The sequence below is a fragment of the Nocardioides sp. genome (assembly GCF_025965415.1).
Taxonomy (GTDB): Bacteria; Actinomycetota; Actinomycetes; order Propionibacteriales; family Nocardioidaceae; genus Nocardioides.
The window spans coordinates 24,577-49,433 of sequence record NZ_JAOPWY010000092.1; the positions used below are offsets into that span (position 1 = coordinate 24,577).

Sequence of the window (24,857 nt, forward strand, 5' to 3'; positions counted from 1 at the left end):
GCCGCAACGAGGCCTGACCCGGCCCCCTCGTTGCGGAGTGCGGCGCGTGCCGGTCGCCCCTTCAGCACAGCGAGGAAAAATCATGACCCACTTGAGCAACACCGCCAACCAGCAGGGCACCAGCCCGATGCCGTTCGGCCGCTACACGCCCTTCGTCCCCGTCGACGTGCCCGACCGCACCTGGCCCACCAGGAAGGTCGAGAAGGCACCGCGCTGGCTCTCCACCGACCTGCGCGACGGCAACCAGGCCCTCATCGACCCGATGACCCCGGCCCGCAAGCTCACCATGTTCGAGCTGCTCGTGAAGATGGGCTACAAGGAGATCGAGGTCGGCTTCCCCAGCGCCAGCCAGACCGACTTCGACTTCGTGCGCAAGCTCGTCGAGGAGGACCGGATCCCCGACGACGTACAGATCTCGGTGCTGACCCAGGCCCGCGAGGACCTCATCGAGCGCACCGTGGACTCGCTGGTCGGCGCCCCGCGCGCGACGATCCACCTCTACAACGCGACCGCGCCGCTGTTCCAGCGGGTCGTCTTCAACGTCACCCCCGACGAGTGCCGCAACATCGCGGTCCGTGGCACCGAGATGGTGATGAAGTACGCCGAGGAGCGCCTCGGCGGCATCGTCGGCAGCCAGGACTTCGGCTACCAGTACAGCCCCGAGATCTTCACCCAGTCCGACACCGACTTCGCCCTCAGCGTCTGCGAGGCGGTCTCCGACGTGTGGCAGCCCGAGGCCGGGCGCGAGATCATCCTCAACCTGCCGGCCACGGTGGAGATGTCGACGCCCAACACGTACGCCGACCAGATCGAGTACTTCGGCCGCGGCCTGACCCGCCGCGAGCACTCGGCGATCAGCCTGCACCCGCACAACGACCGCGGCACCGCGGTCGCCGCGACCGAGCTGGCGCTGATGGCCGGCGCGGACCGGGTCGAGGGCTGCCTCTTCGGCCACGGCGAGCGCACCGGCAACGTCGACCTCGTCACGCTGGGCATGAACCTCTTCAGCCAGGGCATCGACCCGCAGATCGACTTCGGCGACATCGACGAGGTCCGCCGGACGGTCGAGTACTGCACCAACCTGCCGGTCCACCCGCGCCACCCCTACGCCGGCGACCTCGTCTACACCGCCTTCTCCGGCTCCCACCAGGACGCCATCAAGAAGGGCCTCGAGGACCTGGACAAGAAGGCGTCGGCCCTCGGCGTCGAGGTCGGCGAGCTCCCGTGGGAGGCGCCGTACCTCCCGATCGACCCCAAGGACGTCGGCCGCACCTACGAGGCCGTGATCCGGGTCAACAGCCAGTCCGGCAAGGGCGGCGTGGCCTACGTCCTCAAGTCCGAGCACAAGCTCGACCTGCCGCGCCGCGCGCAGATCGAGTTCAGCCGGGTCGTCCAGCAGCGCACCGACACCGAGGGCGGCGAGATCACGCCGGAGGAGATCTGGGGGGTCTTCCGCGCGGAGTACCTCGACCGCCGGACGCCGCTCGAGCTCGACACCGTGCACACCTCCAGCGCCGCGGGGGAGAAGGACCGGCTCACGGTCGGGGTCTTCGTCGACGGCGAGCGGCAGGAGCTCTCCGGCGAGGGCAACGGCCCGATCGCCGCCTTCGTCGACGCCATCTCCGGGCTCGGCCACGACGTGCGCGTCCTCGACTACGCCGAGCACGCGCTCTCGGCCGGTGGCGATGCGATCGCGGCGGCGTACGTCGAGTGTGCCGTGGGCGAGAAGGTGCTGTGGGGCGTCGGGCTCGACCCCAACATCGTCACCGCCTCCCTCAAGGCCGTGATCAGTGCCGTCAACCGCGCCTGACCCCGCCCGCCTCGGTAGTCCGCTGCACAAAGCTCCTCGATGGAGGTCCGGCGCCAGCCGATTGCAGCGGACTACATTGAGCCCATGCTGGTGAGCGAGCGGATCGGGCAGTTCTTCGTCGAGTCCGACGGCGGGCGCGACCGGCTCGAGTACACCGAGTACGGCTCGGGCGACGAGTGGGTCGTGCTGCTGCACGGCCTGCTCATGCCCCGCCGGATGCAGCAGCCGCTGGCGCGGGCGATGGCGGCGCAGGGCCTGCACGTCGTGACGCTCGACCTCCTGGGCCACGGCCGCTCCGACCAGCCCCCCGACCCGCTGGTGTACTCGATGACCTCCTTCGGCGAGCAGGTCGTGGCGCTCCTCGACCACCTCGGCGCCGAGCAGGCGGTCATCGGCGGCACCTCGCTCGGCGCCAACGTCGCGCTCGAGGTGGCCGTCATCGCCCCTGAGCGGGTCAGGGGCCTGATCGTCGAGATGCCGGTCCTCAACCACGCGCTGGTGGCCGGGATCCTGGCCTTCGTCCCGATCATGCTGGCCGCGCGCTATCTGCCCTTCACGGCCAACACCCTCCAGAAGCTGGCGCGGTCGGTGCCGCGCGGCATCGTCCCGTTCTGGGCGGGCATCGGGCTCGACACCGTCGACCACCGCGCCGACTCGATCGCCTCGGTGCTGCACGGTGTGATCTTCGGGCGCCTGGCGCCGTCGTCCAGCCAGCGCCGCCGCATCCACGCGCCGGTCTTCCTCGTCGGCCACCCGATCGACCCGATCCATCCCTTCGTCGACGCCGACATGCTCGCCGCCGAGCTGCCCAACGTCCGCTTCGAGCGCGCGTCCTCGATCCTGGAGTGGCGGTTCCGGCCGGACCGGCTGACCGCGGCGGCCGCCGACTTCGCCGTCGACTGCTGGCGCGCCGGCGCCGCGACCACCCGCGCCCGGAAACGCTGACGTCCAACCGGCGTGCGGCGGGTGCGTGGGGGAGAATGGTCCCGTGCCCCTCTACCGCGACGAGGCGGTCGTGCTGCGCACCCACAAGCTGGGCGAGGCCGACCGCATCATCACCCTCCTGACGCGACAGCGCGGGAAGGTGCGCGCGGTCGCCAAGGGCGTGCGGCGTACGACGTCGCGCTGGGGCTCGCGCCTCGAGCCGTTCACCCACGTCGACCTGCAGCTCGCCGAGGGCCGCAGCCTCGACGTGATCACCCAGGCCGAGACCATCGACCCCTTCAACGCACGCCTCGGCCTGGACTACGACCGCTACACCGCCGGCACGGTGATGCTGGAGACCGCCGAGCGGCTGGTCACCGAGGAGCAGGAACCCGCCGTCCAGCAGTTCCTCCTCCTCGTCGGCGGGCTGCGCGCGATGGCCGGCACCGAGCACCCCGCCAAGCAGGTCCTCGACTCCTACCTCCTGCGCTCGCTCTCGGTCGCCGGCTACGCCCCGTCGTTCGACCACTGCGTGCAGTGCGGGCTGGAGGGGCCGCACCGCTTCTTCAACCCGTCGGCCGGGGGCGTCCTGTGCACCTCCGACAAGCTGCCCGGGTCGGCCACCCCCGCGCCCCAGACGCTGCTGGTGCTGGGCGCGCTGCTCGTCGGCGACTGGCCGGTCGTGCACACCGCCGACCCGCGCCACCTGCGCGAGGCCAGCAGCCTCGTCTCGGCCTACCTCGCCTGGCACCTCGAGCGGGGCCTGCGCTCCATGGCGTACGTCGAGCGCTGAGCCGAGTCGGCGCGTCTGCTGACGCGCAGCGCGCCGAGTCGGCGCGTCTGCCGACGATCGGCCTAGGCTCAGCCCCGTGAAGCGACCCGTCCGACCGCCGACCCCGCACCCCAGCGGAGCCATGCCCCCGCCGGTGCCGCGCGACCTCGTGCCCGAGCACGTCGCCATCGTGATGGACGGCAACGGCCGCTGGGCCAAGGACCGCGGCCTGCCCCGCACCAAGGGCCACGAGCAGGGCGAGTCCTCGCTCTTCGACGTCGTCGAGGGCGCGATCGAGATCGGTGTGAAGGCGATCTCGGCCTATGCGTTCTCCACCGAGAACTGGTCGCGCTCGCCCGACGAGGTGCGCTTCCTGATGGGCTTCAACCGCGACGTGATCCGCCGGCGGCGTGACGAGATGCACGAGCTCGGCGTGCGGGTGCGGTGGGCCGGGCGCGCCCCGCGGCTGTGGAGGTCGGTCATCAAGGAGCTCCAGGTCGCCGAGCAGATGACCCGCGACAACGACGTGCTGACCCTAACGATGTGCGTCAACTACGGCGGCCGCGCCGAGCTCGCCGACGCCGCCCGGGCCATCGGCCGCGAGGTGGCCGCCGGCCGGCTCGACCCCGACAAGATCGACGAGAAGGTCTTCGCCCGCCACCTCTACGTCCCCGAGCTGCCCGACGCCGACCTCGTGTGGCGCACGTCGGGGGAGCAGCGGCTGTCCAACTTCATGCTGTGGCAGGCCGCCTACAGCGAGATGGTCTTCACCGACGTGCTCTGGCCCGACGTCGACCGCCGGCACCTGTGGGCCGCGGTCGAGACGTACGCCCGACGCGACCGCCGCTACGGCGGCGCGCTCCCCAACCAGGCCTGATCCCGCGAGCGGTGGTCCAGCCACGGTCCACCGGCCCGGAAGGTGGCTCCACCACCGCCCATGGGAGTGGCGGCGTACGACACGCTGCCGAGCGGTGGTCCAGCGACGGTCCGCCGGCCCGGAAGGTGGCTCCACCACCGCCGATGGGGGTGTCGGCGTACGACACGCTCGCGAGCGGTGGTCCAGCGACGGTCCGCCGGCCCGGAAGGTGGCTCCACCACCGCCCGAGCCGGGACGGGGCCGGGCCTAGCGGCAGGCCGGGCAGGTCCCGAAGATCTCCAGCGTGTGGCTGATGTCGGCGAAGCCGTGCTCGCCGGCGATCGCGTTGGTCCAGCGTTCCACGGCCGGGCCCTCGACCTCGACGGTCGCCCCGCACGAGCGGCACACGAGGTGGTGGTGGTGCGTGTCGGAGCAGCTGCGCCAGATGGCCTCGCCGTCCTCGTTGCGCAGCATGTCGACCTCGCCGGCCTCGGCGAGCGCGGACAGGGTGCGATAGACGGTCGCCAGGCCCACCGAGTCGCCCTGCTGGCAGATCAGGTCGTGGATCTCCTGGGCGCTGCGGAAGTCGTCGAAGCCGGCCAGGGCGGCCGCGACCGCGAGCCGCTGGCGGGTGGGCCGGACGGCCGGCCGCGCGCCGTGGTCAGTGCTCGTCATAGTGCTCTCCATGGGGGGCGTGCCGGTGCCCGTCGTGGACGTAGTCGACGTGGTCGCCGTGCGGCACGCCCGGGTGCCCGCACTCCGGCCCGTGGGCGTGGTCGTGCTCGCCGCTGGTGCGGTGGGGCGTCGCGGTGACCTCGGGGAAGGGCGCCATCAGGCGTGAGCGGTGCCGGATCCACACGCCGAGTGGCCAGGTGGCGGCGAACATCGCCAGCGCCAGCAGCACGATCGTGGGGCCGGGCGCCACCGATGCGTGGAAGGAGAGGGCCGCGCTGAGGACCAGCCCGCCGACCGCGGCGAGGGAGCCGACCGCCATCGCGCCCAGGAGCGTGGTCCGGAACGACTTTGCCAGCTGCTGCGAGGTGGCCACCGGCACGACCATCAGCGCCGAGACCAGGAGCAGCCCCACCGTGCGCATGGCGACGGTGATGCTCACCGCGGCGAGCACCGCGATCAGCATGTTGTACGCCCGCACGCGCAGTCCGGCGACCCGGGCGAACTCCGGGTCGCTGGCCACGGCGAACAGCTGGGGCGAGAGCCCCAGCGTGACGACGAGGACCACGACCGCCAGCGCCGCGGTGAACCAGACGTCGCCGGGCGAGATGCTGTTGAGCGAGCCGAAGAGGTAGGCCTGCAGCGTGGCCGCGCCCTGCCCGGCCAGACCGGTGATGAGGACGCCGCCGGCCAGCCCGCCGTAGAACAGCAGCGCCAGGGCGACGTCGCCGTTGGTGTGGCCGCGCTCGCGGATGACCTCCATGAGCAGCGCCCCCAGCACGGCGACCGCGACGGCGGTCCACGTGGGGGAGGTGCCGGTGAGCAGCCCGAGCGCGACACCGGTGACGGCGACGTGGCCGATGCCGTCGCCCAGCAGCGCGAGGCGCCGCTGGACGATGAACGTGCCGATCGCCGGTGCGGCCAACCCCGTGAGCAGCGCCGCCACGAGCGCGCGCTGCATGAAGGACAGGGAGAACAGGTCGAGGAACGTCATGGCCGGCCTCCACCGTTCCAGCGGTGCGGGTCCAGCGGCCCGTCGAGGGGTGAGCCCACGTGGGGGGCGTGGTCGTGGACCCGGGCGTCGCCGTGGTCGTGGGGGTGGTGCGTGTGCGACGCGACCTCCTGGGTCAGCGGCGGACCGTCGTAGGCGATCCGCCCGTCACGCATGACCACGGTGCGGTCGATCAGCGGCATCATCGGGCCGATCTCGTGGGCGACGAGCACGATCGTCGCGCCGCGTGCCTTGAGCCGACCGAGGGCGTCGGCGAGGGCCTGCTGGTTGGGCAGGTCGACGCCGGCGGTGGGCTCGTCGAGCACCAGCAGGTCGGGCTCGCCGGCCAGCGCGCGGGCGATGAGCACGCGCTGCTGCTGGCCACCGGAGAGCTGGGAGACGCCGTACGACGCCCGGTCCGCGAGCCCGACGACCTCGATCGCCTCCTCGACGGCACGGCGGTCAGCGGCGCCGGCCGGCCGCAGGAGCCGGCGGCGGCCGATGCGACCCGACGCGACGACCTCGCGGACCGTCGCCGGCACCCCGCCGGTCGCCGTGGAGCGCTGCGGCACGAAGCCGAGGCGCTGCCAGTCGTGGAAGTCCTCGACCGGTGTGCCGAACAGGCGCAGCACCCCGCCCGCGACCGGGAGGAGGCCGGTCACGGCCCGCACGAGCGTGGACTTCCCGGAGCCGTTGGAGCCGAGCAGGGTCACGAAGTCACCGGTGCGGACCATCAGGTCCACCTCGCGCAGGATCGGTCGTCCGCCGATGGCGACGGACGCGCCATCGAGCACGACGGGCGGGACGGCGGGGTCGGGATGCATCACGAGCAGCCGTTGGCCTGCTGGAGTGCGGTCAGGTTCTCGCGCATGAGGGAAAGGTAGTCCTCGTCGCTGGTCTCGTCTGAGAGGCCCTCGAGGGGGTCGAGCACCGCCGTGGTGACGCCCAGGTCGCCCGCGAGGGTCTCGGCGGACTTCGCGCTCCCGAGCCGCTCGGAGAAGACCGTCGTCACGCCGTCGCTGGCGACCAGCTGCTCGAGCCGGGCGAGGTCGGCGGCCGTGGGCTCGGCGTCGGGGGAGAGGCCGACGATGGCCTCGAAGTCCAGGCCGTAGCGCGAGAGGTAGGAGAACGCCTCGTGGCTGACCACGACCGTGCTCCGCTCGCACGTGGCCAGTCCCTCGCTGAACTCCGTGTCGAGCGTCTCCAGGTCGCGGCGCAGGTCGGCGGCGTTCGCGGCGTACGTCTCGGCGTTGTCGGGGTCCACCTCGGCGAGCTCGTCGCCGACCGCGTCGCCGAAGTCGGCCACCAGCAGCGGGTCGAGCCAGAAGTGCGGGTCGAGGTCACGTTGGTCGTCGCCGTGGTCGTCGCCGTCGTCGGCGTGGTCCTCCGCGGTGGGTTGCAGGTCGACGACGGAGGCGGCGTCGAGGACGGGAGCCTCGACGTTGGCGGCCGTCTCGTCCACCGCCGGCTGGAAGCCCTCCTCCAGCACGACCAGCTCGGCGCGCTCCAGGGCCGCAGTCTGGGCGACGTCGAGGGTGAGGTCGTGCGGCTCCTGGCCGGGCTGGGTCAGGTTCTGCACCGACCACCCGTCACCCGCCACCCGACCGGTCACCCAGGCCAGCGGGTAGAACGCCGCGGCTGCCGGGCGACCGTTCCCGGAGTCGTCGGCGGTCGCACCACAGCCCGCAAAGAGGAAGGCGGTGGTGAGGGAGGCGGCCAGGGCGATCGGTCGGACGACGGACGACATGAGAACGATTCTCACCAGTGTTGAGAATCATTGTCAAACCGACCGGGACGTAGGCTGGCGCCGTGCTCGTCGTCACCCGCCTCCGTGCCCAGACCTCCGACGGCTTCTCCGACGAGGCCGCGGGGGAGGAGCTGCGACGCGGGCTGTTGCACGCGCTCGGCATCCTCGCCGCGAAGCCCGGGTACGTCGGCGGCGAGGTCGGTCGCAACGTCGACGACCCGACCCTGTGGGCCCTGGCCACGCGGTGGGAGAACGTCGGCTCCTACCGTCGCGCGCTCGGGTCCTACGAGGGCAAGATGCACATCCAGCCGCTGATGGTCCACGCCCTCGACGAGCCCAGCGCCTACGAGGTGGTCGAGGAGGGGACCGACCTCAACGAGGCCCGGGGCCGACGCCGTCCTGAGGAGGGCGACGGAGGAGTCCGTCTCGAAGGGTCGATACGCTGAGCGCTCGCCACGAGCCGGCAGCCAGCCGGCCCGACCTGCCCCATGTAGAAGGAACCACTGTGGCCAAGCCCGCCCCGACCGCCCTCGACAACGTCGTCTCCCTCGCCAAGCGCCGGGGTTTCGTCTACCCGTGCGGCGAGATCTACGGCGGCACCAAGTCGGCCTGGGACTACGGCCCGCTCGGCGTGGAGCTCAAGGAGAACATCAAGCGCCAGTGGTGGCGCTTCATGGTCACCCGCCGCGACGACGTGGTCGGCCTCGACTCCAGCGTCATCCTGCCCACCCGCACCTGGGAGGCCTCCGGCCACCTGAGCACCTTCAGCGACCCGCTGACCGAGTGCCAGTCGTGCCACAAGCGCTTCCGCGAGGACCACCTCCAGGAGGACTACGCCGCCAAGAAGGGGATCGACGACCCCGACACGGTCGACATCAACGAGTCGGTGCCCTGCCCCAACTGTGGCACCCGCGGTGCGTGGACCGAGCCGCGCAACTTCAACATGATGCTCAAGACCTACCTCGGCGTCATCGAGGACGAGTCGGGCCTGCACTACCTGCGCCCGGAGACCGCGCAGGGCATCTTCCTCAACTTCGCCAACGTGGTGACCTCGAGCCGCCAGAAGCCGCCGTTCGGCATCGCCCAGATGGGCAAGAGCTTCCGCAACGAGATCACCCCCGGCAACTTCATCTTCCGCACCCGCGAGTTCGAGCAGATGGAGATGGAGTTCTTCGTCAAGCCCGGCGAGGACGACGAGTGGTTCCGCTACTGGATCGAGGAGCGCACCCGCTGGTACGTCGACCTCGGCATCAACCCCGACAACCTGCGCCACTACGAGCACCCGCAGGAGAAGCTCTCCCACTACTCCAAGGGCACGACCGACATCGAGTACCGCTTCGGCTTCTCCGGTCGTGACTTCGAGGAGCTCGAGGGCATCGCCAACCGCACCGACTTCGACCTCAAGCAGCACAGCGAGTTCTCCGGCAAGGACCTGTCCTACTACGACCAGGCCGCCGACGAGCGCTACCTCCCCTACGTCATCGAGCCCGCGGCCGGCCTGACCCGCTCCCTGATGGCGTTCCTCATCGACGCCTACACCGAGGACGAGGCCCCCAACACCAAGGGTGGCGTGGACAAGCGCGTCGTGCTCAAGCTCGACCCGCGCCTCGCGCCGGTCAAGATCGCCGTGCTGCCGCTGAGCCGCAACGCCGACCTCTCGCCCAAGGCCAAGGCCCTGGCTGCGGAGCTGCGCCAGAACTGGAACGTCGAGTTCGACGACTCCGGCGCGATCGGTCGTCGCTACCGCCGCCAGGACGAGATCGGTACGCCGTTCTGCGTGACGGTCGACTTCGAGACCCTCGACGACAACGCGGTCACCATCCGCGAGCGCGACACCATGGCCCAGGAGCGGGTCAGCCTCGACGGCATCACCCGCTGGTTCGCCGAGCGCCTCGTCGGCTGCTGAGCAGTCGGCGTGCCCCGGGTGTGTGGCACGGTGGGCGGGTAGGTCCACCCACGCATCCGGAGGTGTCATGCGAGCTCACACCACTCGCGGCTCGGTGCTGGTCAGGGATCCGGCGCCCGCGCCGTGCCACCATGGCGGCATGCGCCGCACGGTCCTCCTCCCGATCGTCCTCGCGTGGTCGCTGACCGCGTGCGGGGGATCCGACCCGGAGGCCACGCCCAGCCCCGAGGCGCCCGCCACCGCCGCCGTCGACGCAGACTCCACCGCGCCCGGCACCGAGCTCGACTTCGGTGACGCGGCCACCCTCGTGTGGCAGCCGGCGACGAGCCTCACCGGCACGCTCGACCTGAGCGTCGACGCGGTCGCCGAGCAGTCCCCGTCGGTCTTCGACGGCTGGGTGCGCGACGACGCCACGGCCCGGGCGCGCCCCTACTTCGTGACGGTGTCGCTGAGCAACACCGGCGAGACCGATCTCGCCGGCCAGGAGGTCCCGCTCTACCTGCGCGACGCCAACGGCACGCTGGGGGCGCCGTGGACGCTCGGCGGCGACTTCACCGCCTGCCAGAGCGGGCCGATGCCGACGCCGTTCGCGCCGGGCGACGCGGCCGAGATGTGCCTGGTCTACCTCGTGCCCGACGGCGCCCGGATCATCGACATGGTCTTCGAGCCGACCGAGGGCTACGACCCGATCGTGTGGACCGGCGAGGTGGCGAAGCCGGTGAAGGCCTCCGCCGGGAAGCCCGGCAGGCCCGCGAGGAAGAAGCGCGGCAACGGCTGATTTTGGGTCGGACCCCGACCCGCTCGACAATGGAGCCATGACCGCCGTGCCCGCCTCCCTGACGCTCGGGTCGCTCCGTGTCGAGACCCCGGTCGTGCTGGCGCCGATGGCCGGCATCACCAACGCGGCCTACCGCCGGCTCTGCGCCGAGCAGGGTGCCGGGCTGTACGTCAGCGAGATGATCACCAGCCGCGGGCTCGTCGAGGGCGACGAGACCACGCAGAAGATGCTGGTCTTCGACGAGCTCGAGACGGTCCGGTCCGTGCAGCTCTACGGCACCGACCCGGTCTACATCGGCAAGGCGGTCGAGATCCTCTGCGCCGACCACGGCGTGGCCCACGTCGACCTCAACTTCGGCTGCCCGGTGCCCAAGGTGACCCGCAAGGGCGGCGGGGGAGCCCTGCCGTGGAAGCGCGGCCTCCTCGGAGAGATCCTCACGTCCGCGGTCGCCGCGGCGGCGCCGTACGACGTCCCGGTGACGATGAAGACCCGCAAGGGCCTCGACGACGACCACCTCACCTACCTCGACGCCGGTCGGATCGCCCAGGAGACCGGCGTCGCCGCGATCGCGCTGCACGGCCGGACCGTCCAGCAGGCCTACTCCGGCGAGGCCGACTGGGACGCCATCGCCGCGCTCGTCGCGCACGTCGACATCCCCGTCCTCGGCAACGGCGACATCTGGGAGGCGGCCGACGCGCTGCGGATGGTCGCGCAGACCGGGGCCGCCGGGGTGGTCGTCGGCCGCGGCTGCCTGGGCCGCCCGTGGCTGTTCCGCGACCTGGCCGCGGCCTTCCACGGAGACGACGTGGCGACGCTGCCGACCCTCGGCGAGGTGCGCACGATGATGCGCCGGCACGCCGAGCTGCTGTCGGAGCACATGGGGGAGGAGCGGGGCTGCAAGGAGTTCCGCAAGCACGTCAGCTGGTACCTCAAGGGGTTCGGTGCGGGCGGCGATCTCCGCCACCGGCTGGCTCTCGTCGACTCGCTGGCCACGCTCGACGACCTGCTTGCGGGCCTCGACGCCGACGAGCCGTTCCCCGTGCGCGAGCTCGGCACCCCGCGCGGTCGGCAGGGGTCCCCGCGGTCCCGGGTGGCGCTGCCCGAGGGGTGGCTCGACGACACCGACGGCCGCGGCGCGCACCTGCGCGAGGACACCAGCGAGACCACCGGCGGCTGACGCCCGGCTGCGAGGCCGGGCCGGTCGCCGTACGACGGGATCCGTGCCGGGTGAGCCGGAACACGCTCGTTTTTACCGTGCGAGATTGGGACAGGCCGAGAATCCTGTGCTTCACTCGATGATCGCGCCGACGTGGGCACGGGCCCCGAAGCACTCGGTCCGTGGATCGGCGCGACAGTCCCCCGTCAGCAACTGCAAAGGATCAGCGCTGTGGCTCAGCATCGCCACAAGCGGGACAACCCTGCTACCCCCCGTCCATCCCTCCTCTCGCGAGTCCCCCGCTCCGTCCTGGTGTCCGCACCGATCGCCGTCGTGGCGACGATGTCAGCCGTGACGATGGGCGTGCTCGCTGCCGACCCCGCGACCTCCGACAACCTGCTGGCCTCCTCCAGCAGCACGTCCAGCAACACCCAGTCGTTCGCCAAGGCGACCTCCCTCAGCCGTCGCAGCGACGCCACCGTCTCGCGGTCGCAGATCCGCACCGCCGCCCGGGCCGAGGCCGCCGCCCGCCAGGACCTCCAGGTCGACAAGCTGGCCCGGCAGAGCGCCAAGAAGCTCGACAACCAGCTCTGGACCACCGAGGCGCTCAACCTCTGGGACGGCCCGAGCGAGAAGGCCCAGAAGATGGGCGAGATCGCGTCCCTCAAGCAGGTCTCGGTCACCGGCCGACGCCAGGCCGGCCGCGCGCAGATCGTCCTCGACGGCCAGTCGCGCTGGGTGAGTGCCGACTATCTCGCCGCCGACAAGCCCGAGGCCGGTCCCAGCCTCGGCGGCGCCTGCACCAACGGCTCCACCATCGACGCCGGGCACGCTGCGCTCTACTCGATCCACGACGTGGTCTGCGCCAACTGGCCGGAGATCACGTCCTACGGCACGTGGCGGGGCGACGGCGAGCACGGCCAGGGCCGCGCCATCGACATCATGACCAGTGGTGAGACGGGCTGGGCGGTGGCCAACTTCCTCCGGGCCAACTACGCCTCGCTCGGCATCGAGTACATCATCTTCTCGCAGAACATCTGGTCCGTGGAGCGCTCCGGCGAGGGCTGGCGCGGGATGTCCGACCGTGGGTCGACGACGGCCAACCACTACGACCACGTGCACGTCACGGTCTACTGACCGCCCCCCGGGACTCCCGGACCGCGGTGTCCTCGGTGCTCGCTAGGCTGACCCGCCGATGAGCACCGAGGACCTGTACGACGACGCGGCGCGCGAGCGCATCGTCGCGGAGCCACCCAAGCGCGTGGACGCCCCCGTGCGGCTGGCGTTCGAGCGCGACCGGGCGCGCGTCGTGCATGCCGCGGCGTCGCGGCGGCTCGCGGCCAAGACCCAGGTGGTCGGCCCGCAGACCGACGACTTCGTGCGCAACCGGCTCACGCACAGCCTCGAGGTCGCCCAGGTCGCCCGTGACCTGGCGCGCGCCATCGGCACGCACCCCGACATCGCCGAGACCGCGGCGCTGGCCCACGACCTCGGCCACCCGCCCTTCGGCCACAACGGCGAGCGCGTGCTGGCCGAGCTCAGCGCCGACTGCGGCGGGTTCGAGGGCAACGCCCAGACCCTGCGCCTGCTGACCCGGCTGGAGTCGAAGACCTTCGACGCCGAGGGCCGGTCGGTCGGGCTCAACCTCACCCGGGCGACGCTCGACGCCTGCACGAAGTACCCCTGGCCCCGCGGCGAGGCCACCGGTCCGCACGGCGTCCACGCCGACGGCACGCCTCGCGTGGTGGTGAAGTTCGGCGTCTACGACGACGACCGGCCGGTCTTCGACTGGCTGCGCACGGGCGTCGAGGGCCGCCGACGCTGCCTCGAGGCGCAGGTGATGGACCTCGCCGACGACGTCGCCTACTCGGTCCACGACGTCGAGGACGGGATCGTGGCCGGTCGGCTCGACCTCACCCGCCTGGACCGCGACGCGCTGTGGGAGACGGTGCGCTCCTGGTACCTGCCGGGCATCGACGACGCCGCGCTCGACTCGGCGCTCGCCGGCCTGCGGGCCGTCGGGAGCTGGCCCCTGACGTCGTACGACGGCAGCAGGCGCAGCCTCGCCGCCATCAAGAACCTCACCAGCGACCTGATCGGCCGCTTCTGCGGCAGCGTCCAGCAGGCGACCTTCGCGTCGACGGCGGGGGACCCGCCCGTGCGCCACCGTGCCGACCTGGTGGTCCCGGAGCACACCGAGGTGGAGATCGGCGTGCTCAAGGGCATCGCGGCCCACTACGTCATGCAGGCCGACGACCGGGTCACGCTGATGAAGGCCCAGCGCGAGCTGGTGGCCGAGCTCGTCGAGGGGCTGTGGGCGCGGGGCGTCGACGGCCTCGACCCGGTCTTCGTGGAGGACTGGGAGGCGGCCGCCGACGACGCCGAGCGGCGCCGGGTGGTCATCGACCAGGTGGCGTCGCTCACCGACGCGAGCGCGGTCACCCGCCACGCCCAGCTCACCGCCGGTTGAGCAGCGAGCGCATCCGTCCCGCCGGTGGAGCAGCGAACGCATCCGTCCCGCCGGTGGAGCAGCGAGCGCATTCTTCCCGCCGGTTGAGCAGCGAGCGCATCCGCCCCGCCGGTTGAGCAGCGAGCGCAGCGAGCGTGTCGAAACCTAGGGCAGGTCGCCCTGGGGGTAGGGGTTGTCCTGCAGTGCGACGTTGTCGGGGTTGAGCTGGTCCTCGAGGTCCGAGCGGTCGCCACGGGACGGCGTCACCTTGTCGGCGGCGGTGCTGGCTGCGGCCACCACCTTGTCCTTGACGACCGGCGCCTTCTCCTTCGCCAGGTCGGCGGCCTGCGTCGCCTTCTCCTGCACGTGCGGGTCGTCCTTGACCCGGGTGGCGACCTTCTTGATCTGCTCGTAGCGCTCGCGACCGGCGCGGCTGCCGAGGACGTAGCCGACGAAGCCGGCGGCGAGGATGGTGAGTTTCTTCATGGTGGTGCTCCTTCGGAGGTGGGGTCAGTGGGTACGGCGCCAGGCGACGAGCACGACCGCCATGGCCAGCAGTGAGGCGGCCGCGGCCAGCACCTCGGGACGAGGGGTGCCGGAGTCGGTCGTCGCGGAGTCCTTGAGGGCGGCGACCTTGTGCTGCGCCCGTGACTTCACGTCGAGCCGGGCCGTGAGCTGGTCGACGGTGTCGGCGAGCTGCTCGCGCTGGACGGCGATCTCGGCCTCGATCTGCTCGGGGGTGCGCGGGCCGCTGTCCTGATCACTCATGGTGGTCTCCCTTGACCGTGGCGATGTCGTCCTTGAGGCCCTGGATGGCCTTCTCGGGCGCGGGCGGAGCTGCCTCGGCGACCTTGTTCTTGCCGGCCAGGCCGGCGATGCCCGCCCCGACCAGCAGCACGAGCGCGACGAGGAGGGCCGCGAGCCAGGCGTCGAGGACGGTGGCGAGCCCCAGGATCGCGGTCGTCACGAGGGTGGCGAGGGCGAAGAAGCCGAGCAGACCGGCGACGCTGAACATGCCGATCCCGACGCCGGCCCGCTTCCCCTTCTGCGCGATCTCGGCCTGCGCGAGATGGATCTCTGAGCGGATGAGCTCGGGGATCTGCTGGGAAAGCTGGTGGACGAGGGCACCGAGGGTCTGACTCTCCGGCGCTCCCTGCTGTTGAGTCATGCCTCGACCCTGCCAAACCCCGGCCCCACGACCAACCCCGTCCCCTCCCAAGGGGTGGCGACTGCCTCCCGGCGGGGATGTGGAGACGGGGGGTCGGTGGTGGGTCGGCGCCCGTAGACTCCCCGTCGTGGCAGGCCGGATTCGCGAGGACGACATCGCCGAGGTGCGCGAGAAGGCGCGGATCGACGACGTCGTGTCGCAATACGTCACGCTCAAGCGTGCAGGCGGCGGCTCGCTGAAGGGCCTGTGCCCGTTCCACGACGAGAAGACGCCGTCGTTCAACGTCAACCCCGCCCGGCAGTTCTACCACTGCTTCGGGTGCGGGGAGGGCGGCGACGTCATCTCCTTCCTGATGAAGGTCGACGGCCTCACGTTCACCGAGTCGGTCGAGCGGCTCGGCGAGAAGTACGGCGTCCAGCTGCGCCGCGAGGAGGGGGACGACGAGCCGGTCCGCCCCCGCGGACCGGCACGGGGGCGGCTGATCGAGGCCCACAAGGTCGCCCAGGAGTTCTACGCCGAGCAGCTGGCGTCGGCCGATGCGGTCGTCGCCCGGCAGTTCCTCCACCAGCGCGGCTTCGACCAGGCAGCGGCGGCGACGTTCGGCGTCGGCTTCGCGCCGCGCGACGGTGAGGCGCTGACCCGTCACCTGCGCGGGCGCCGGTTCACCGACGAGGAGTCCGTGGCGGCCGGGCTCGTGGCGCACGGGCGCTCCCACTACGACCGCTTCCGCGGACGGCTCGTGTGGCCGATCCGCGAGGCCAACGGCGACACGATCGGCTTCGGCGCCCGGCGCATCTTCGACGACGACCGGATCGAGGCGAAGTACCTCAACACCTCCGAGACCGCCATCTACAAGAAGAGCCAGGTGCTCTACGGCATCGACCTGGCCCGCACCGCGATGAAGGACAGCCAGCAGGCCGTGGTGGTCGAGGGCTACACCGACGTGATGGCCTGCCACCTCGCCGGCGTACGCACCGCAGTGGCGTCGTGCGGCACCGCGTTCGGCACCGACCACGCACGCGTCCTGCGCCGCTTCCTGGGTGACCACGGCGCCACCAGCGGCGAGGTCATCTTCACCTTCGACGGCGACTCGGCCGGCCAGAAGGCCGCCATGAAGGTGCTGGAGAGCGACCAGGTGTTCGCCTCGCAGACCTACGTCGCCGTGGCTCCCGAGGGCATGGACCCCTGCGACCTGCGGATCAAGGAGGGCGACGAGGCGGTCCGTGAGCTGGTCGCCAAGCGCCAGCCCCTCTACCGCTTCGCCCTCGACAACATCCTCGCCCGCCACGACCTCGACCGCGCCGACGGGCGCGTCGACGCGCTGCGCGACGCGGCCGGACTGGTGGCCAGCATCCGCGACAAGACGAAGGTCGAGTCGTTCTCCCGCGAGCTCGCCCACATGGTCGGCGTCGACCTCGACGAGGTGCGCGGCGAGGTGCGCCGCGCGGCCAGCCGGCCCGCGGCCGCCGAGGAGCCGCGCAGCGGCCGGAGGGACGCACCCGAGGTCCCCGAGCCGGAGCGGCCGAGGCTGCCCAGCCTGTCCGACCCGCGCTTCCTCATCGAGCGCGAGCTGCTCAAGCTCGTCATCCAGCACCCCGCCGGCGTCGGCCGCACGACCGCGCACGTCACCACCGCCGACTTCACCCACCCGACCTTCCAGGGCGTCTGGGAGGCCGTGACCGCTGCCGGCGGGCCGCCGAGCGGTGTCGACGACGCGGGCTGGGCCAACCGGGTGCGCACCGCCGCCACCGAGCCCGCGGTCATCGCCGCCGTCACCGAGCTCGGCGTCGAGCCGGTCCGCGGCACCTCCGACCCCAACCCGACGTTCGCCGTCGCCTACGTCTACCGACTCCAGGAGCTCACCACGTCCCGCCGCATCGCCGACGTCAAGGCCCGCCTGCAACGCACCAACCCGGTCGAGAACGCCCTCGACTACAACCGCATGTTCGGCGAGCTCGTCGTGCTCGAGCAGCACCGTCGCAAGCTGCGCGAGGGCGCGGTCGGCCAGACCGGGTCACAGTCATGAGCCCCGTCTTCGGCAAGGGCCGGGGCCGTGCGTCCTCCTCGTCCGTGGCGGTCGCACCGGGGGAGAAGGTGCTGGCCACGGCCACCGCGACCGACGGCACGGTCCTCGCCGGCACCCGCGACGCCTTCTACGTCGTCGCCGACGGCGCGACCAGCCGGGTGCCGTGGGAGCAGGTCGAGGCCGCAGGCTGGGATCGCGACACCGACGTCTTCCGGCTCTCCGAGGTCGGCAGCTGGGGCGAGCAGCGGCCCGTCCACACCGCCACGATCGCCGAGCCGGGTCGCCTGCTGGAGCTGGTGCGCGAGCGGGTCACCGCGAGCGTCGTGCTGCAGCGCCACGTGCCGGTCTCCGGGCGTCGCGGCGTGCGCGTGATCGCCCGGCGCGCGCCGTCCGGAGCGGGCGGGATCCAGTGGGTCTACGAGTACGACGAGGGCGTCGACCCGGACGACGCGGCCGTCCGTGACGTGGCCCGGGAGGCCCTCGAGGTCATGCGCCGCGACGTCGGCCTGCCCTGATTTCCCCACTCGCGCAGGCCCTTGCTAGTGTTTGCCCCCGCTGCAAAGCGATCCCCTGTAGCTCAACTGGCAGAGCATTCGACTGTTAATCGGAGGGTTGTTGGTTCGAGTCCAACCGGGGGAGCCAGAGAAGGGCCTCCGATCTGCGGAAACGCAGATCGGAGGCCCTTCGACATGTGAACCACCAGCCATGGCTGTCCGTTGACTGTCCACAGACCCTCGCGGGACGCGCCCGCATCGGGACGAGGGTGGCAGCTCGCGTCAGGCGGTGCCTGCTCGGCCGGCACGGCACGGGGACGTCGTGTGGCAGCGGCGTGGCCGCGACTCGGACGGGAGCGGCGTCAGACGGCCCAGAACGTGTCGGCCACGTCGGTGATCATCATCTTGCCGGGGGCGTGGGCGATGGCGAACGGCAGGCCGGCCGCCACGGCGATCGCCTGCGGCGTGACCCCGCAACCCCAGAACACCGGGACGTCCCCGTCCTCGATGAGCGGCGCGTCGCCGTAGTCGGGAGAGTCCAGGTCCGCGATGCCGAGGGAGGCAGGGTCGCCGATGTGCAGCGGTGCACCGTGCATGGTCGGGTAGCGGCTCGTCACCTGCACGGCGGTCGCCACCTGGCGGGCGGGGATCGCGCGCATCGACACGACGATCGGCCCGTGCATGACTCCCGCCGCCCGCGAGGCGACGTTCGTCCGGTACATCGGCACGTTGCGGCCCGCGGTCAGGTGGCGGACCGGCACGCCGGCGTCGACCAGTGCGTGCTCGAAGGTGAAGCTGCAGCCGATGAGGAAGGCGACCATGTCGTCGGTCCACTGCTCGGTGACCTCCGAGCGCTCCTCGACGACGACGCCGTCGGCGATGATCCGATAGCCCGGGATGTCCGTGCGCAGGTCAGCCCCGGGAGCGAGGCTCGTGCGGGGAGAGCCCGGGTCTGAGACGTCGATGACCGGGCAGGACTGGGGGTTGCGCTGGGCGAACAGCAGGAAGTCGTAGGCGTACCGCTTCGGCACGGCGATCAGGTTCGCCTGGGTCATTCCCGTGCACCAACCGCTCGTCGGCACTGACAGGCCGTCACGGAACATCTGCCGGGCCTCGGCGGGGGTCAACGACTCCACTGGTGCACTCATGTGAGGGCCTGCTTTCTTGTCTCTTCGAAGAACAACGTGTCGCCGGGTCGGATGTTCGCAGCACGGTCCATGTCCGCATCCACCACCACCGCGATGACGGGGTAGCCGCCGGTGACCGGGTGGTCGGCCAGCATCAGTGTCGGGTGACCCCCCGGTGGGACCTGCAGCGCGCCCCGGACGACCCCCTCGCTGGAGAGCTCTCGGGACACCACCCGCTCGAGCACCGGACCGGCCAACCTCATGCCGATCCGGTTCCCGACGGCGGTGGCCGTCCACGGCTCGGTGAGGAGCGTGCGGCAGGAGGCAGTGGTGAACCAGTCGTCGCGCGGACCCATGATGACCCGTAGCCGCGAACCGGTCGCGGCTCGGGTGACGGCCTGGTCCACGGTGGGATACGTGGTCGGCGGCGCGCCGACGGGCAGCCGTACGCCGTCCGCGAGGACCTTCGGGCCGAGGTGCGCCATCGTGTCGGTCGAGCGGGAGCCCAGCACCGGGGGGACCGCGATCCCGCCCCGGACCGCGAGATAGCTCCGGACGCCGGCGGAAGCGACGCCGACCCGGATCGTCTGCCCGGCCCTCACGCGCAGGACGGCGTTGCAGCTCTCGGGGCGGCTGTCGACCCAGATCGGCACCGGGGCTCCGGTCACCGCCATCAGCAGGTCACCCGACGGGGACGCCGAGAAGTCGCCGACGGTGATCTCGATGGCAGCGGCATCCTCGGGGTTGCCCACCAGTCGGTTCGCGAGCTTGAGGGACCCGCGATCCGCGGCGCCCGAGGCGCCGACGCCGATCCTCGCCAGTCCGGGGCGGCCGAGGTCCTGGATGGTCGCCATGGGGCCTGCGTGCAGGACCACCAGCTCCGCGCTACGCAACGCTGTCCACGCTCGCGAAGCTGACCCGCGTCCCCGGGGTGAGCAGGGCCGGCGGGTCTCGGTGGAGGTCCCACGCCTTGAGGGCGGTGTGACCGACGATCTGCCACCCGCCGGGGGACTCACGCGGGTAGACGCCGGTGAACTCCCCGGCCAGCGCCACCGCGCCCGCCGGCACGCGGGTGCGAGGGCTGGCGCGACGTGACACCTCCAGCCCGCCGGCATCGCCGACGAGGTAGCCGAAGCCGGGGGAGAACCCCGCGAAGGCGACTGTCCAGACCTGGCCCGTGTGGCGACGTACGGTCTCCGCGACGGAGATCCCGAGCAGCGAAGAGACCACGGCCAGGTCCTCGCCGTCGTACCGGACGGGCACGGTCAGCACCTCTCCGGTCTGACGCTGCGCCCGTTCGGGGGACCGGGTCCTGATGTCCTGGCAGACCTGCTCCGGAGTGGCGACGGCGGGGTCGAATCTCACCAGCAGGGTCTCCAGTGCCGGCACCAGGTCCACCATCCCGGAGACCGGGCGTGCCTCGAGGTCTGCATGGAGCGACAGGACGTCCTCGAGGGTGGCCAGCTCGACGAGCACGGCGACGTCACCGCAGCGCATGAACCTCACCGCGCAGCTGCTCGGATCTCGACACCTGCTGCGGTCAGCGCGGCGCGGACCGCGTGTGCCATCTCGACCGCGCCCGGGCTGTCACCGTGGATGCACAGGGAGTCGGCGTCGATGCTGATGATGCTGCCGTCGATGGCCTCGACCTCGTGGTGGGTGACCATGCGGGTCGCCCGACGGGCCACGTGCTCGACGTCGGTGAGGACGGCGCCGGGCTCGGACCTGCTGACCAGGGTCCCCTCGGGGGTGTAGGCGCGGTCGACGAACGCCTCGGTGATCACCCCGAGCCCCTCCTCGCGGGCTGCGGCCAACACCGCGGAGCCGGGCAGCCCGAGGATCTTCAGCGAGGGGTCGAAGGTCTTGGTCGCCCGGACGACCGCCCGTGCCTGCCCGACGTGGTGGACGACGGTGTTGTAGAGCGCGCCGTGCGGCTTCACGTAGGCGACGCGCTGGCCGGCGGCCCGGGCGAATCCCTCCAGCGCTGCGATCTGGTAGAGCACCGCGTCGGCCAGGGACTCCGGCGACATGTCCATGAAGCGTCGGCCGAAGCCGGCCAGGTCCGGGTAGCCGACATGGGCGCCGATCCTCACACCCTCGGCGGCCGCGGTCGCGGTGGTCTGCCGGATCACCGTGGGGTCCCCGGCGTGGAATCCGCACGCGACGTTCGCACTGCTCACGAGCGACAGCATGGCGGCGTCGTCGCCGAGGCACCACGCGCCGTAGGACTCGCCGAGGTCGCAGTTCAGGTCGACCGCGAGGGGACCGGCGCTCATCGCTGTCTGCTCCCCGCGTCGACCTCCGGAGTCGGCGGACGCAGCCGGTGCCAGGTCGTGGCTCGCTCGTACGCCGCGCCGACCTGGAGGACGGTCGCCTCGTCGAACGCGCGACCGATGATCTGCAGACCGAGCGGGAGGCCCTGCGCGTCGACACCGCACGGCACCGACAGCGCGGGCAGTCCGGTCAGGTTCGCCGGACACGACAGCCGCACGTAGGAGCTCATGATCGACTCGGAGTAGCTGTCGGTGATGTCCAGGACCGAGGCGTCGCGCAGGGCAGCGGAGGTCGGGAGGGTCGGGACGACCACGACGTCCGCGGTCGAGAGGATCTGCTGCCACTCGGCCTGGACGAGCCCGCGAGTGCGCTGGCCGTCGATGTAGTCCACCGCAGGCAGGCTCAGGCCAGCCTCCAGCAGGGTGCGGACGTCCTCGGTGTAGAGGTTGCCCAGCGGGCCGAGGCGGTGCCGGTGGTAGGCGCTGGCCTCGGCCATCATGATCGCGAACGTGGCGCCCATGTACGCCGGCGCGAGTGGGAGCTCGACCCGGACGACGGTCGCGCCCAGCTGCTCGAGCACCGCGAGGGACTGCTCGTAGGCGTCCTGCATGCCGGGGCTGAGGTTCTCGGCGTAGTGGTTGACCGGCACGGCGATCGTGAGTCCGTCGACCCCGTCGTCGAGGCGGGCCAGGTAGTCGGGGACCGGCACGTCGTGCGAGCCCACGTCGGCGGGATCGTGCCCTGCCATCACCTGCAGCGCTGCCGCGGCGTCGGCGACGTAACGCGTGAGCGGGCCGGCGTGGTCCAGGGACCAGCTCAGCGGCGCGATCCCGGACTTGCTCACCCGGCCGTAGGTCGGCTTGATGCCGACGACGCCGCACAGCGCGGCGGGCATCCGGATGGAGCCGGCGGTGTCCGTGCCGAGCGCCATCAGGCAGGTGTCGAGGGCCAGTGCGGCCGCCGACCCGCCACTGGAGCCGCCCGGGACCCGGTCGAGGTCCCAGGGGTTGCCGGTCTGCGGGGTCGTGGACCCGAATGCGAACTCGTGGGTGTGGGTCTTGCCGAGGATGACCGCGCCGCCGTCGCGGAGCAGCCGGACGCTATGGGCGTCCACGGCGGCCGGCGGGGCGTCGGCCAGCGATCGCGAGCCCGCCCGGGTCACGCGCCCGGCGACGTCGAAGAGGTCCTTCACCGCGATCGGGATGCCGTGCAGCGGGCCGCGGTCGATGCCGCGCCCGATCTCGTCCTCGGCCTGCTGGGCGGCGGTGAGCGCGTCCTCGGCGTAGACCTCGACGTAGGCGTTGACGGCACCGTCGACCTCGTCGACACGGGCCAGGCAGGCGCGGGTCAGCTCCACCGGCGAGAGCTCGCCACGCCGGATCGCCGTCCGGGCGGTCAGGATGTCGAGGTCGCTGTTCACTTCTCCACCCCTCGGCTCGGGTCGAACGACATCGCGACGGCCGCCTCGCCCAGGGGCACCGCGCGCATGCGCCCCAGCAGCAGGTTCAGCTCGGGCGACAGCGCGGGCAGCGAGTCGGGGGGCCCGACCGGTGCCGGCCTCCCTATCACTCGTCGTCCTTCGCCGCGGCAGGAAGGTAGAGCTTCTTGGCGTCCCTCTCGAACATGACCAGGTAGACCAGCACCACCGCTAGGGAGGCGATGGCGATGATCGCACCCAGGGAGTAGACGACGGGTGTCACGCGGATCGTCGTCACCGAGACGAGGGCGCGCGGGAGCGAGATGTCCTGTCCCAGCGCCAGGGCGCTGCGCTGGAGCTCGTCGAAGGAGAGCGTGAAGCCGAAGAGCAGGGACGCGAGCACCGCGGGGCGCAGGATCGGCAGCGTGACGTGCCGGAAGACCTGCAGCGCCGTGGCCCCGAGCATGGACGCCGCCTCCTCGATCTGCCGGTCGAAGCGGTTGAGGAAGATCATGAAGATCACGAACGAGAACGGAAGCGTCCACCCGACGTGCACCAGCAGGCCTGTGGTGTACCAACGCGGCTCGAGCTCGATCGCGGTGGCCAGGAGCCGGATGCCGAGGCCCACCACGATGCCGGGCGCGATCATGCCGAGCAGCAGGACGAAGAACAGCGAGTTACGGCCCCGGAACTGCTGGCGGAATGCGACGGCGGCTGAGAGCCCCAGCACCGTCGCCACGACGGCGGTCAGCCCCCCCAGCAGCAAGGAGAGCTGGAGCGGGCCCCAGTAGTCGGTGATCGGCTCGCCGGCGATCGTGAACAGCTCGATCCGGTCGGGGTGCAGCAGCTTCTCGTAGGAGATCATCGACAGGTTCGTGGGTGGGAACGTCGACGTCTGGTCCTCGGTGAACGACAGGCTGGTCATCACCAGCAGCGGCGCGTAGAGCGCGACCAGCACCAGCAGGAGGAACCCCATGCTGACGAACTTGAAGATCCGCTGTCCTCGGGTCTGCACCTCCACGGCTCAGACCTCCTTCCGCAGGTCGTGGATACGGCTGAGCAGCCAGATGAGCACCAGGGCGATCACGAGCAGCGCAGCGGAGACCGCTGCGGCCATGGGCCACTGGAGCGTCTCGGCGTACCGCAGGGACAGTCCGGCGAGCATCGGGTTGGTGGCCCCGCCGACGATCTGCTCGGTCGCGAAGTCGCCGAGCAGGAACACGGTCGCGAAGAACGAGCCGGCGACGATCCCCGGCTTGGCGAGAGGGATCTCGACCTTCCAGAACGTCGTCCAGGGCGAGGCACCCGACATGCGTGAGGCCGCGAGGGTGTCGGCGTCGATCCGGGAGAGCCCGAAGTAGACCGGGCCGACGATGAACACGATGTACATCGACACCAGCGCGATCGTCATCGCCACCGAGTTGTACAGGAACGCCGAGCTGGGGCTGTCGATGATCCCGGCCTTGACGAGCGCCCCGTTCAGTACGCCCTTGTTGCCGAACATCGGGATCCAGGTGATGATCCGGATGACGTAGCTGACCCAGAAGGGAAGCACGGTGAGCATCAGGATGGCGGTCTGCATCGAGAGAGATCGCACGTGGCGGGCGATGAAGTAGGCCGCCGGGACGCCGATGCCGAGGATCAGCGTGAGCACCGTCAGCCAGGTGCGCACCGTCCACCAGACGATGCCCCAGAAGGTGGAGTCGGTGAGCATGAGGGAGTAGGTGGACGGGTCCCAGTCCTGGACCAGCTCGAAGCCGTCCAGGCGCCAGAACCCGACCGTGACCACGAAGACGACGGGCACGATGACCGAGACCGAGATCCAGATCAGCGCGGGCCATGCCAGGAGTGGGGGGAGAGCCTTGCGCCCGGTGGCCCCGCGGAGTGAGGGAGACCTGGTCTCGCTCTCGGTCTCGGTCGTCGTCGTCATCGTGGTCCTTCTCAGAGCCCCTCGGGTCAGCTGGCGGTGAACTCGGTCCAGAGGCGCGAGTACTCGGCGAACTCGGCCGGGTACTGCTGCCACTCGGCAGTGTTCTGGATCCGGGACTCCAGCGAGGGCCGCTTGTCGGTGGCGCCGGCGTACCAGTAGTCCCAGTCGGAGATGTCGGGGTCGGTGGTGAAGGTGTTCTCGATGAGCGGCTTCACCAGGTCTGGGCGCGGGGTGTAGTAGCCCTGCGGAGCCATGATCTTGTGCGGCTCGCCACCGAGCCAGTAGTCGATGTAGTCGACGACCGTCTCGTAGTTCTTCGTCTCGGGGGAGACGAGGACGCCGTACCACCAGGCGTTGTTG

At 71.3% G+C, this 24,857-nt stretch carries 28 protein-coding genes and 1 tRNA gene; 13 read left to right on the plus strand and 16 right to left on the minus strand.

Annotated elements, in window-relative coordinates:
• The first annotated feature begins 82 nt into the window (after window positions 1-82).
• From leuA to JWN97_RS09840, 4 genes are all read left to right on the plus strand, one after another.
• Window positions 83-1,810, plus strand: coding sequence for a 2-isopropylmalate synthase (gene leuA, locus JWN97_RS09825; protein ID WP_297621834.1), 1,728 nt, complete (start codon window positions 83-85; stop codon window positions 1,808-1,810).
• 84 nt (window positions 1,811-1,894) lie between these two features.
• Entirely contained in the window at window positions 1,895-2,755 is an 861-nt protein-coding gene (locus JWN97_RS09830; RefSeq protein ID WP_297621836.1) for an alpha/beta fold hydrolase, read from the plus strand.
• Between the two features lie 43 nt (window positions 2,756-2,798).
• Entirely contained in the window at window positions 2,799-3,527 is a 729-nt protein-coding gene (gene recO, locus JWN97_RS09835) for a DNA repair protein RecO (protein ID WP_297621839.1), read from the plus strand.
• Window positions 3,528-3,603: 76 nt separating this feature from the next.
• Complete coding sequence (locus JWN97_RS09840) at window positions 3,604-4,383, plus strand: isoprenyl transferase (RefSeq protein ID WP_297621841.1); 780 nt, start codon at window positions 3,604-3,606, stop codon at window positions 4,381-4,383.
• A 246-nt stretch (window positions 4,384-4,629) separates the two neighbouring features.
• Here the strand turns inward: JWN97_RS09840 and JWN97_RS09845 are convergent, their stop codons facing one another.
• Genes JWN97_RS09845 through JWN97_RS09860 form a run of 4 tightly spaced genes read right to left on the minus strand, consistent with a single transcriptional unit; the run spans window position 4,630 to window position 7,772 of the window.
• The gene (locus JWN97_RS09845) at window positions 4,630-5,037 is read right to left on the minus strand and encodes a Fur family transcriptional regulator (RefSeq protein WP_297621843.1); all 408 of its coding nucleotides are present in this window, start codon (window positions 5,035-5,037) and stop codon (window positions 4,630-4,632) included.
• Window positions 5,024-6,028: a metal ABC transporter permease gene (locus JWN97_RS09850; protein ID WP_297621845.1), complete on the minus strand. Its 1,005-nt coding sequence runs from the start codon at window positions 6,026-6,028 to the stop codon at window positions 5,024-5,026. The genes JWN97_RS09845 and JWN97_RS09850 overlap by 14 nt, the downstream gene beginning before the upstream one ends.
• Window positions 6,025-6,849, minus strand: coding sequence for an ABC transporter ATP-binding protein (locus JWN97_RS09855; RefSeq protein ID WP_297621847.1), 825 nt, complete (start codon window positions 6,847-6,849; stop codon window positions 6,025-6,027). The genes JWN97_RS09850 and JWN97_RS09855 overlap by 4 nt, the downstream gene beginning before the upstream one ends.
• Complete coding sequence (locus JWN97_RS09860; protein WP_297621849.1) at window positions 6,849-7,772, minus strand: metal ABC transporter substrate-binding protein; 924 nt, start codon at window positions 7,770-7,772, stop codon at window positions 6,849-6,851. Before JWN97_RS09860 ends, JWN97_RS09855 begins: the two co-directional genes overlap by 1 nt.
• 62 nt (window positions 7,773-7,834) lie before the next feature.
• Between JWN97_RS09860 and JWN97_RS09865 the strand changes: the two genes are divergently transcribed.
• The 6 genes from JWN97_RS09865 to JWN97_RS09890 all read left to right on the plus strand — a co-directional run bounded on the left by JWN97_RS09865 (window position 7,835) and on the right by JWN97_RS09890 (window position 14,082).
• Complete coding sequence (locus JWN97_RS09865; protein WP_297621851.1) at window positions 7,835-8,218, plus strand: antibiotic biosynthesis monooxygenase; 384 nt, start codon at window positions 7,835-7,837, stop codon at window positions 8,216-8,218.
• A gap of 59 nt (window positions 8,219-8,277) precedes the next feature.
• Complete coding sequence (locus JWN97_RS09870) at window positions 8,278-9,678, plus strand: glycine--tRNA ligase (protein ID WP_363321275.1); 1,401 nt, start codon at window positions 8,278-8,280, stop codon at window positions 9,676-9,678.
• Between the two features lie 139 nt (window positions 9,679-9,817).
• Window positions 9,818-10,456 (plus strand): hypothetical protein, encoded by a 639-nt coding sequence (locus JWN97_RS09875; RefSeq protein ID WP_297621853.1) that lies wholly within the window; start codon window positions 9,818-9,820, stop codon window positions 10,454-10,456.
• A 37-nt stretch (window positions 10,457-10,493) separates the two neighbouring features.
• On the plus strand, window positions 10,494-11,633 hold the full coding sequence (dusB, locus tag JWN97_RS09880) for a tRNA dihydrouridine synthase DusB (protein WP_297621855.1): 1,140 nt from the start codon (window positions 10,494-10,496) through the stop codon (window positions 11,631-11,633).
• A 291-nt stretch (window positions 11,634-11,924) separates the two neighbouring features.
• Entirely contained in the window at window positions 11,925-12,749 is an 825-nt protein-coding gene (locus JWN97_RS09885; RefSeq protein ID WP_297621858.1) for a hypothetical protein, read from the plus strand.
• Window positions 12,750-12,807: 58 nt separating this feature from the next.
• Window positions 12,808-14,082 carry a deoxyguanosinetriphosphate triphosphohydrolase gene (locus tag JWN97_RS09890; RefSeq protein ID WP_297621864.1) on the plus strand — a complete coding sequence of 425 codons (1,275 nt, stop codon included), beginning with the start codon at window positions 12,808-12,810 and terminating at the stop codon, window positions 14,080-14,082.
• A 144-nt stretch (window positions 14,083-14,226) separates the two neighbouring features.
• Here the strand turns inward: JWN97_RS09890 and JWN97_RS09895 are convergent, their stop codons facing one another.
• From JWN97_RS09895 to JWN97_RS09905, 3 genes are read right to left on the minus strand one after another with little or no spacing between them, the layout of a single operon-like run.
• Complete coding sequence (locus JWN97_RS09895) at window positions 14,227-14,547, minus strand: YtxH domain-containing protein (protein ID WP_297621866.1); 321 nt, start codon at window positions 14,545-14,547, stop codon at window positions 14,227-14,229.
• A 24-nt stretch (window positions 14,548-14,571) separates the two neighbouring features.
• On the minus strand, window positions 14,572-14,829 hold the full coding sequence (locus JWN97_RS09900; RefSeq protein ID WP_297621868.1) for a DUF3618 domain-containing protein: 258 nt from the start codon (window positions 14,827-14,829) through the stop codon (window positions 14,572-14,574).
• Window positions 14,822-15,229, minus strand: coding sequence for a phage holin family protein (locus JWN97_RS09905; protein ID WP_297621870.1), 408 nt, complete (start codon window positions 15,227-15,229; stop codon window positions 14,822-14,824). Before JWN97_RS09905 ends, JWN97_RS09900 begins: the two co-directional genes overlap by 8 nt.
• A gap of 127 nt (window positions 15,230-15,356) precedes the next feature.
• On the opposite strand from JWN97_RS09905, the gene dnaG reads away from it, so the two are divergent.
• From dnaG to JWN97_RS09920, 3 genes are all read left to right on the plus strand, one after another.
• Entirely contained in the window at window positions 15,357-17,255 is a 1,899-nt protein-coding gene (dnaG, locus tag JWN97_RS09910) for a DNA primase (protein ID WP_297621872.1), read from the plus strand.
• Window positions 17,252-17,770, plus strand: coding sequence for a hypothetical protein (locus JWN97_RS09915; protein WP_297621874.1), 519 nt, complete (start codon window positions 17,252-17,254; stop codon window positions 17,768-17,770). Before dnaG ends, JWN97_RS09915 begins: the two co-directional genes overlap by 4 nt.
• Window positions 17,771-17,821: 51 nt before the next feature.
• Window positions 17,822-17,897, plus strand: a tRNA-Asn gene (locus JWN97_RS09920).
• A gap of 214 nt (window positions 17,898-18,111) precedes the next feature.
• Here the strand turns inward: JWN97_RS09920 and JWN97_RS09925 are convergent.
• The 9 genes from JWN97_RS09925 to JWN97_RS09965 all read right to left on the minus strand — a co-directional run.
• Window positions 18,112-18,897: a putative hydro-lyase gene (locus JWN97_RS09925; protein ID WP_297621881.1), complete on the minus strand. Its 786-nt coding sequence runs from the start codon at window positions 18,895-18,897 to the stop codon at window positions 18,112-18,114.
• Entirely contained in the window at window positions 18,894-19,751 is an 858-nt protein-coding gene (locus tag JWN97_RS09930) for a biotin-dependent carboxyltransferase family protein (protein WP_297621890.1), read from the minus strand. Before JWN97_RS09930 ends, JWN97_RS09925 begins: the two co-directional genes overlap by 4 nt.
• Window positions 19,752-19,761: 10 nt before the next feature.
• Window positions 19,762-20,373 (minus strand): allophanate hydrolase subunit 1, encoded by a 612-nt coding sequence (locus JWN97_RS09935; protein WP_297621927.1) that lies wholly within the window; start codon window positions 20,371-20,373, stop codon window positions 19,762-19,764.
• 5 nt (window positions 20,374-20,378) lie between these two features.
• A complete protein-coding gene (locus JWN97_RS09940; RefSeq protein WP_297621898.1) occupies window positions 20,379-21,152 on the minus strand; it encodes a 5-oxoprolinase subunit PxpA in 774 nt (257 codons plus the stop codon).
• The gene (locus JWN97_RS09945) at window positions 21,149-22,570 is read right to left on the minus strand and encodes an amidase (RefSeq protein ID WP_297621906.1); all 1,422 of its coding nucleotides are present in this window, start codon (window positions 22,568-22,570) and stop codon (window positions 21,149-21,151) included. The genes JWN97_RS09940 and JWN97_RS09945 overlap by 4 nt, the downstream gene beginning before the upstream one ends.
• Entirely contained in the window at window positions 22,567-22,719 is a 153-nt protein-coding gene (locus JWN97_RS09950; protein ID WP_297621913.1) for a hypothetical protein, read from the minus strand. Before JWN97_RS09950 ends, JWN97_RS09945 begins: the two co-directional genes overlap by 4 nt.
• Window positions 22,716-23,588, minus strand: a complete 873-nt coding sequence (locus JWN97_RS09955) for an ABC transporter permease subunit (protein ID WP_297621915.1) — start codon at window positions 23,586-23,588, stop codon at window positions 22,716-22,718. Before JWN97_RS09955 ends, JWN97_RS09950 begins: the two co-directional genes overlap by 4 nt.
• A 3-nt stretch (window positions 23,589-23,591) precedes the next feature.
• The gene (locus JWN97_RS09960; RefSeq protein ID WP_297621917.1) at window positions 23,592-24,497 is read right to left on the minus strand and encodes an ABC transporter permease; all 906 of its coding nucleotides are present in this window, start codon (window positions 24,495-24,497) and stop codon (window positions 23,592-23,594) included.
• A gap of 26 nt (window positions 24,498-24,523) precedes the next feature.
• Window positions 24,524-24,857: hypothetical protein (locus JWN97_RS09965; RefSeq protein ID WP_297621919.1), on the minus strand; the 334-nt coding region annotated here is incomplete at its 5' end.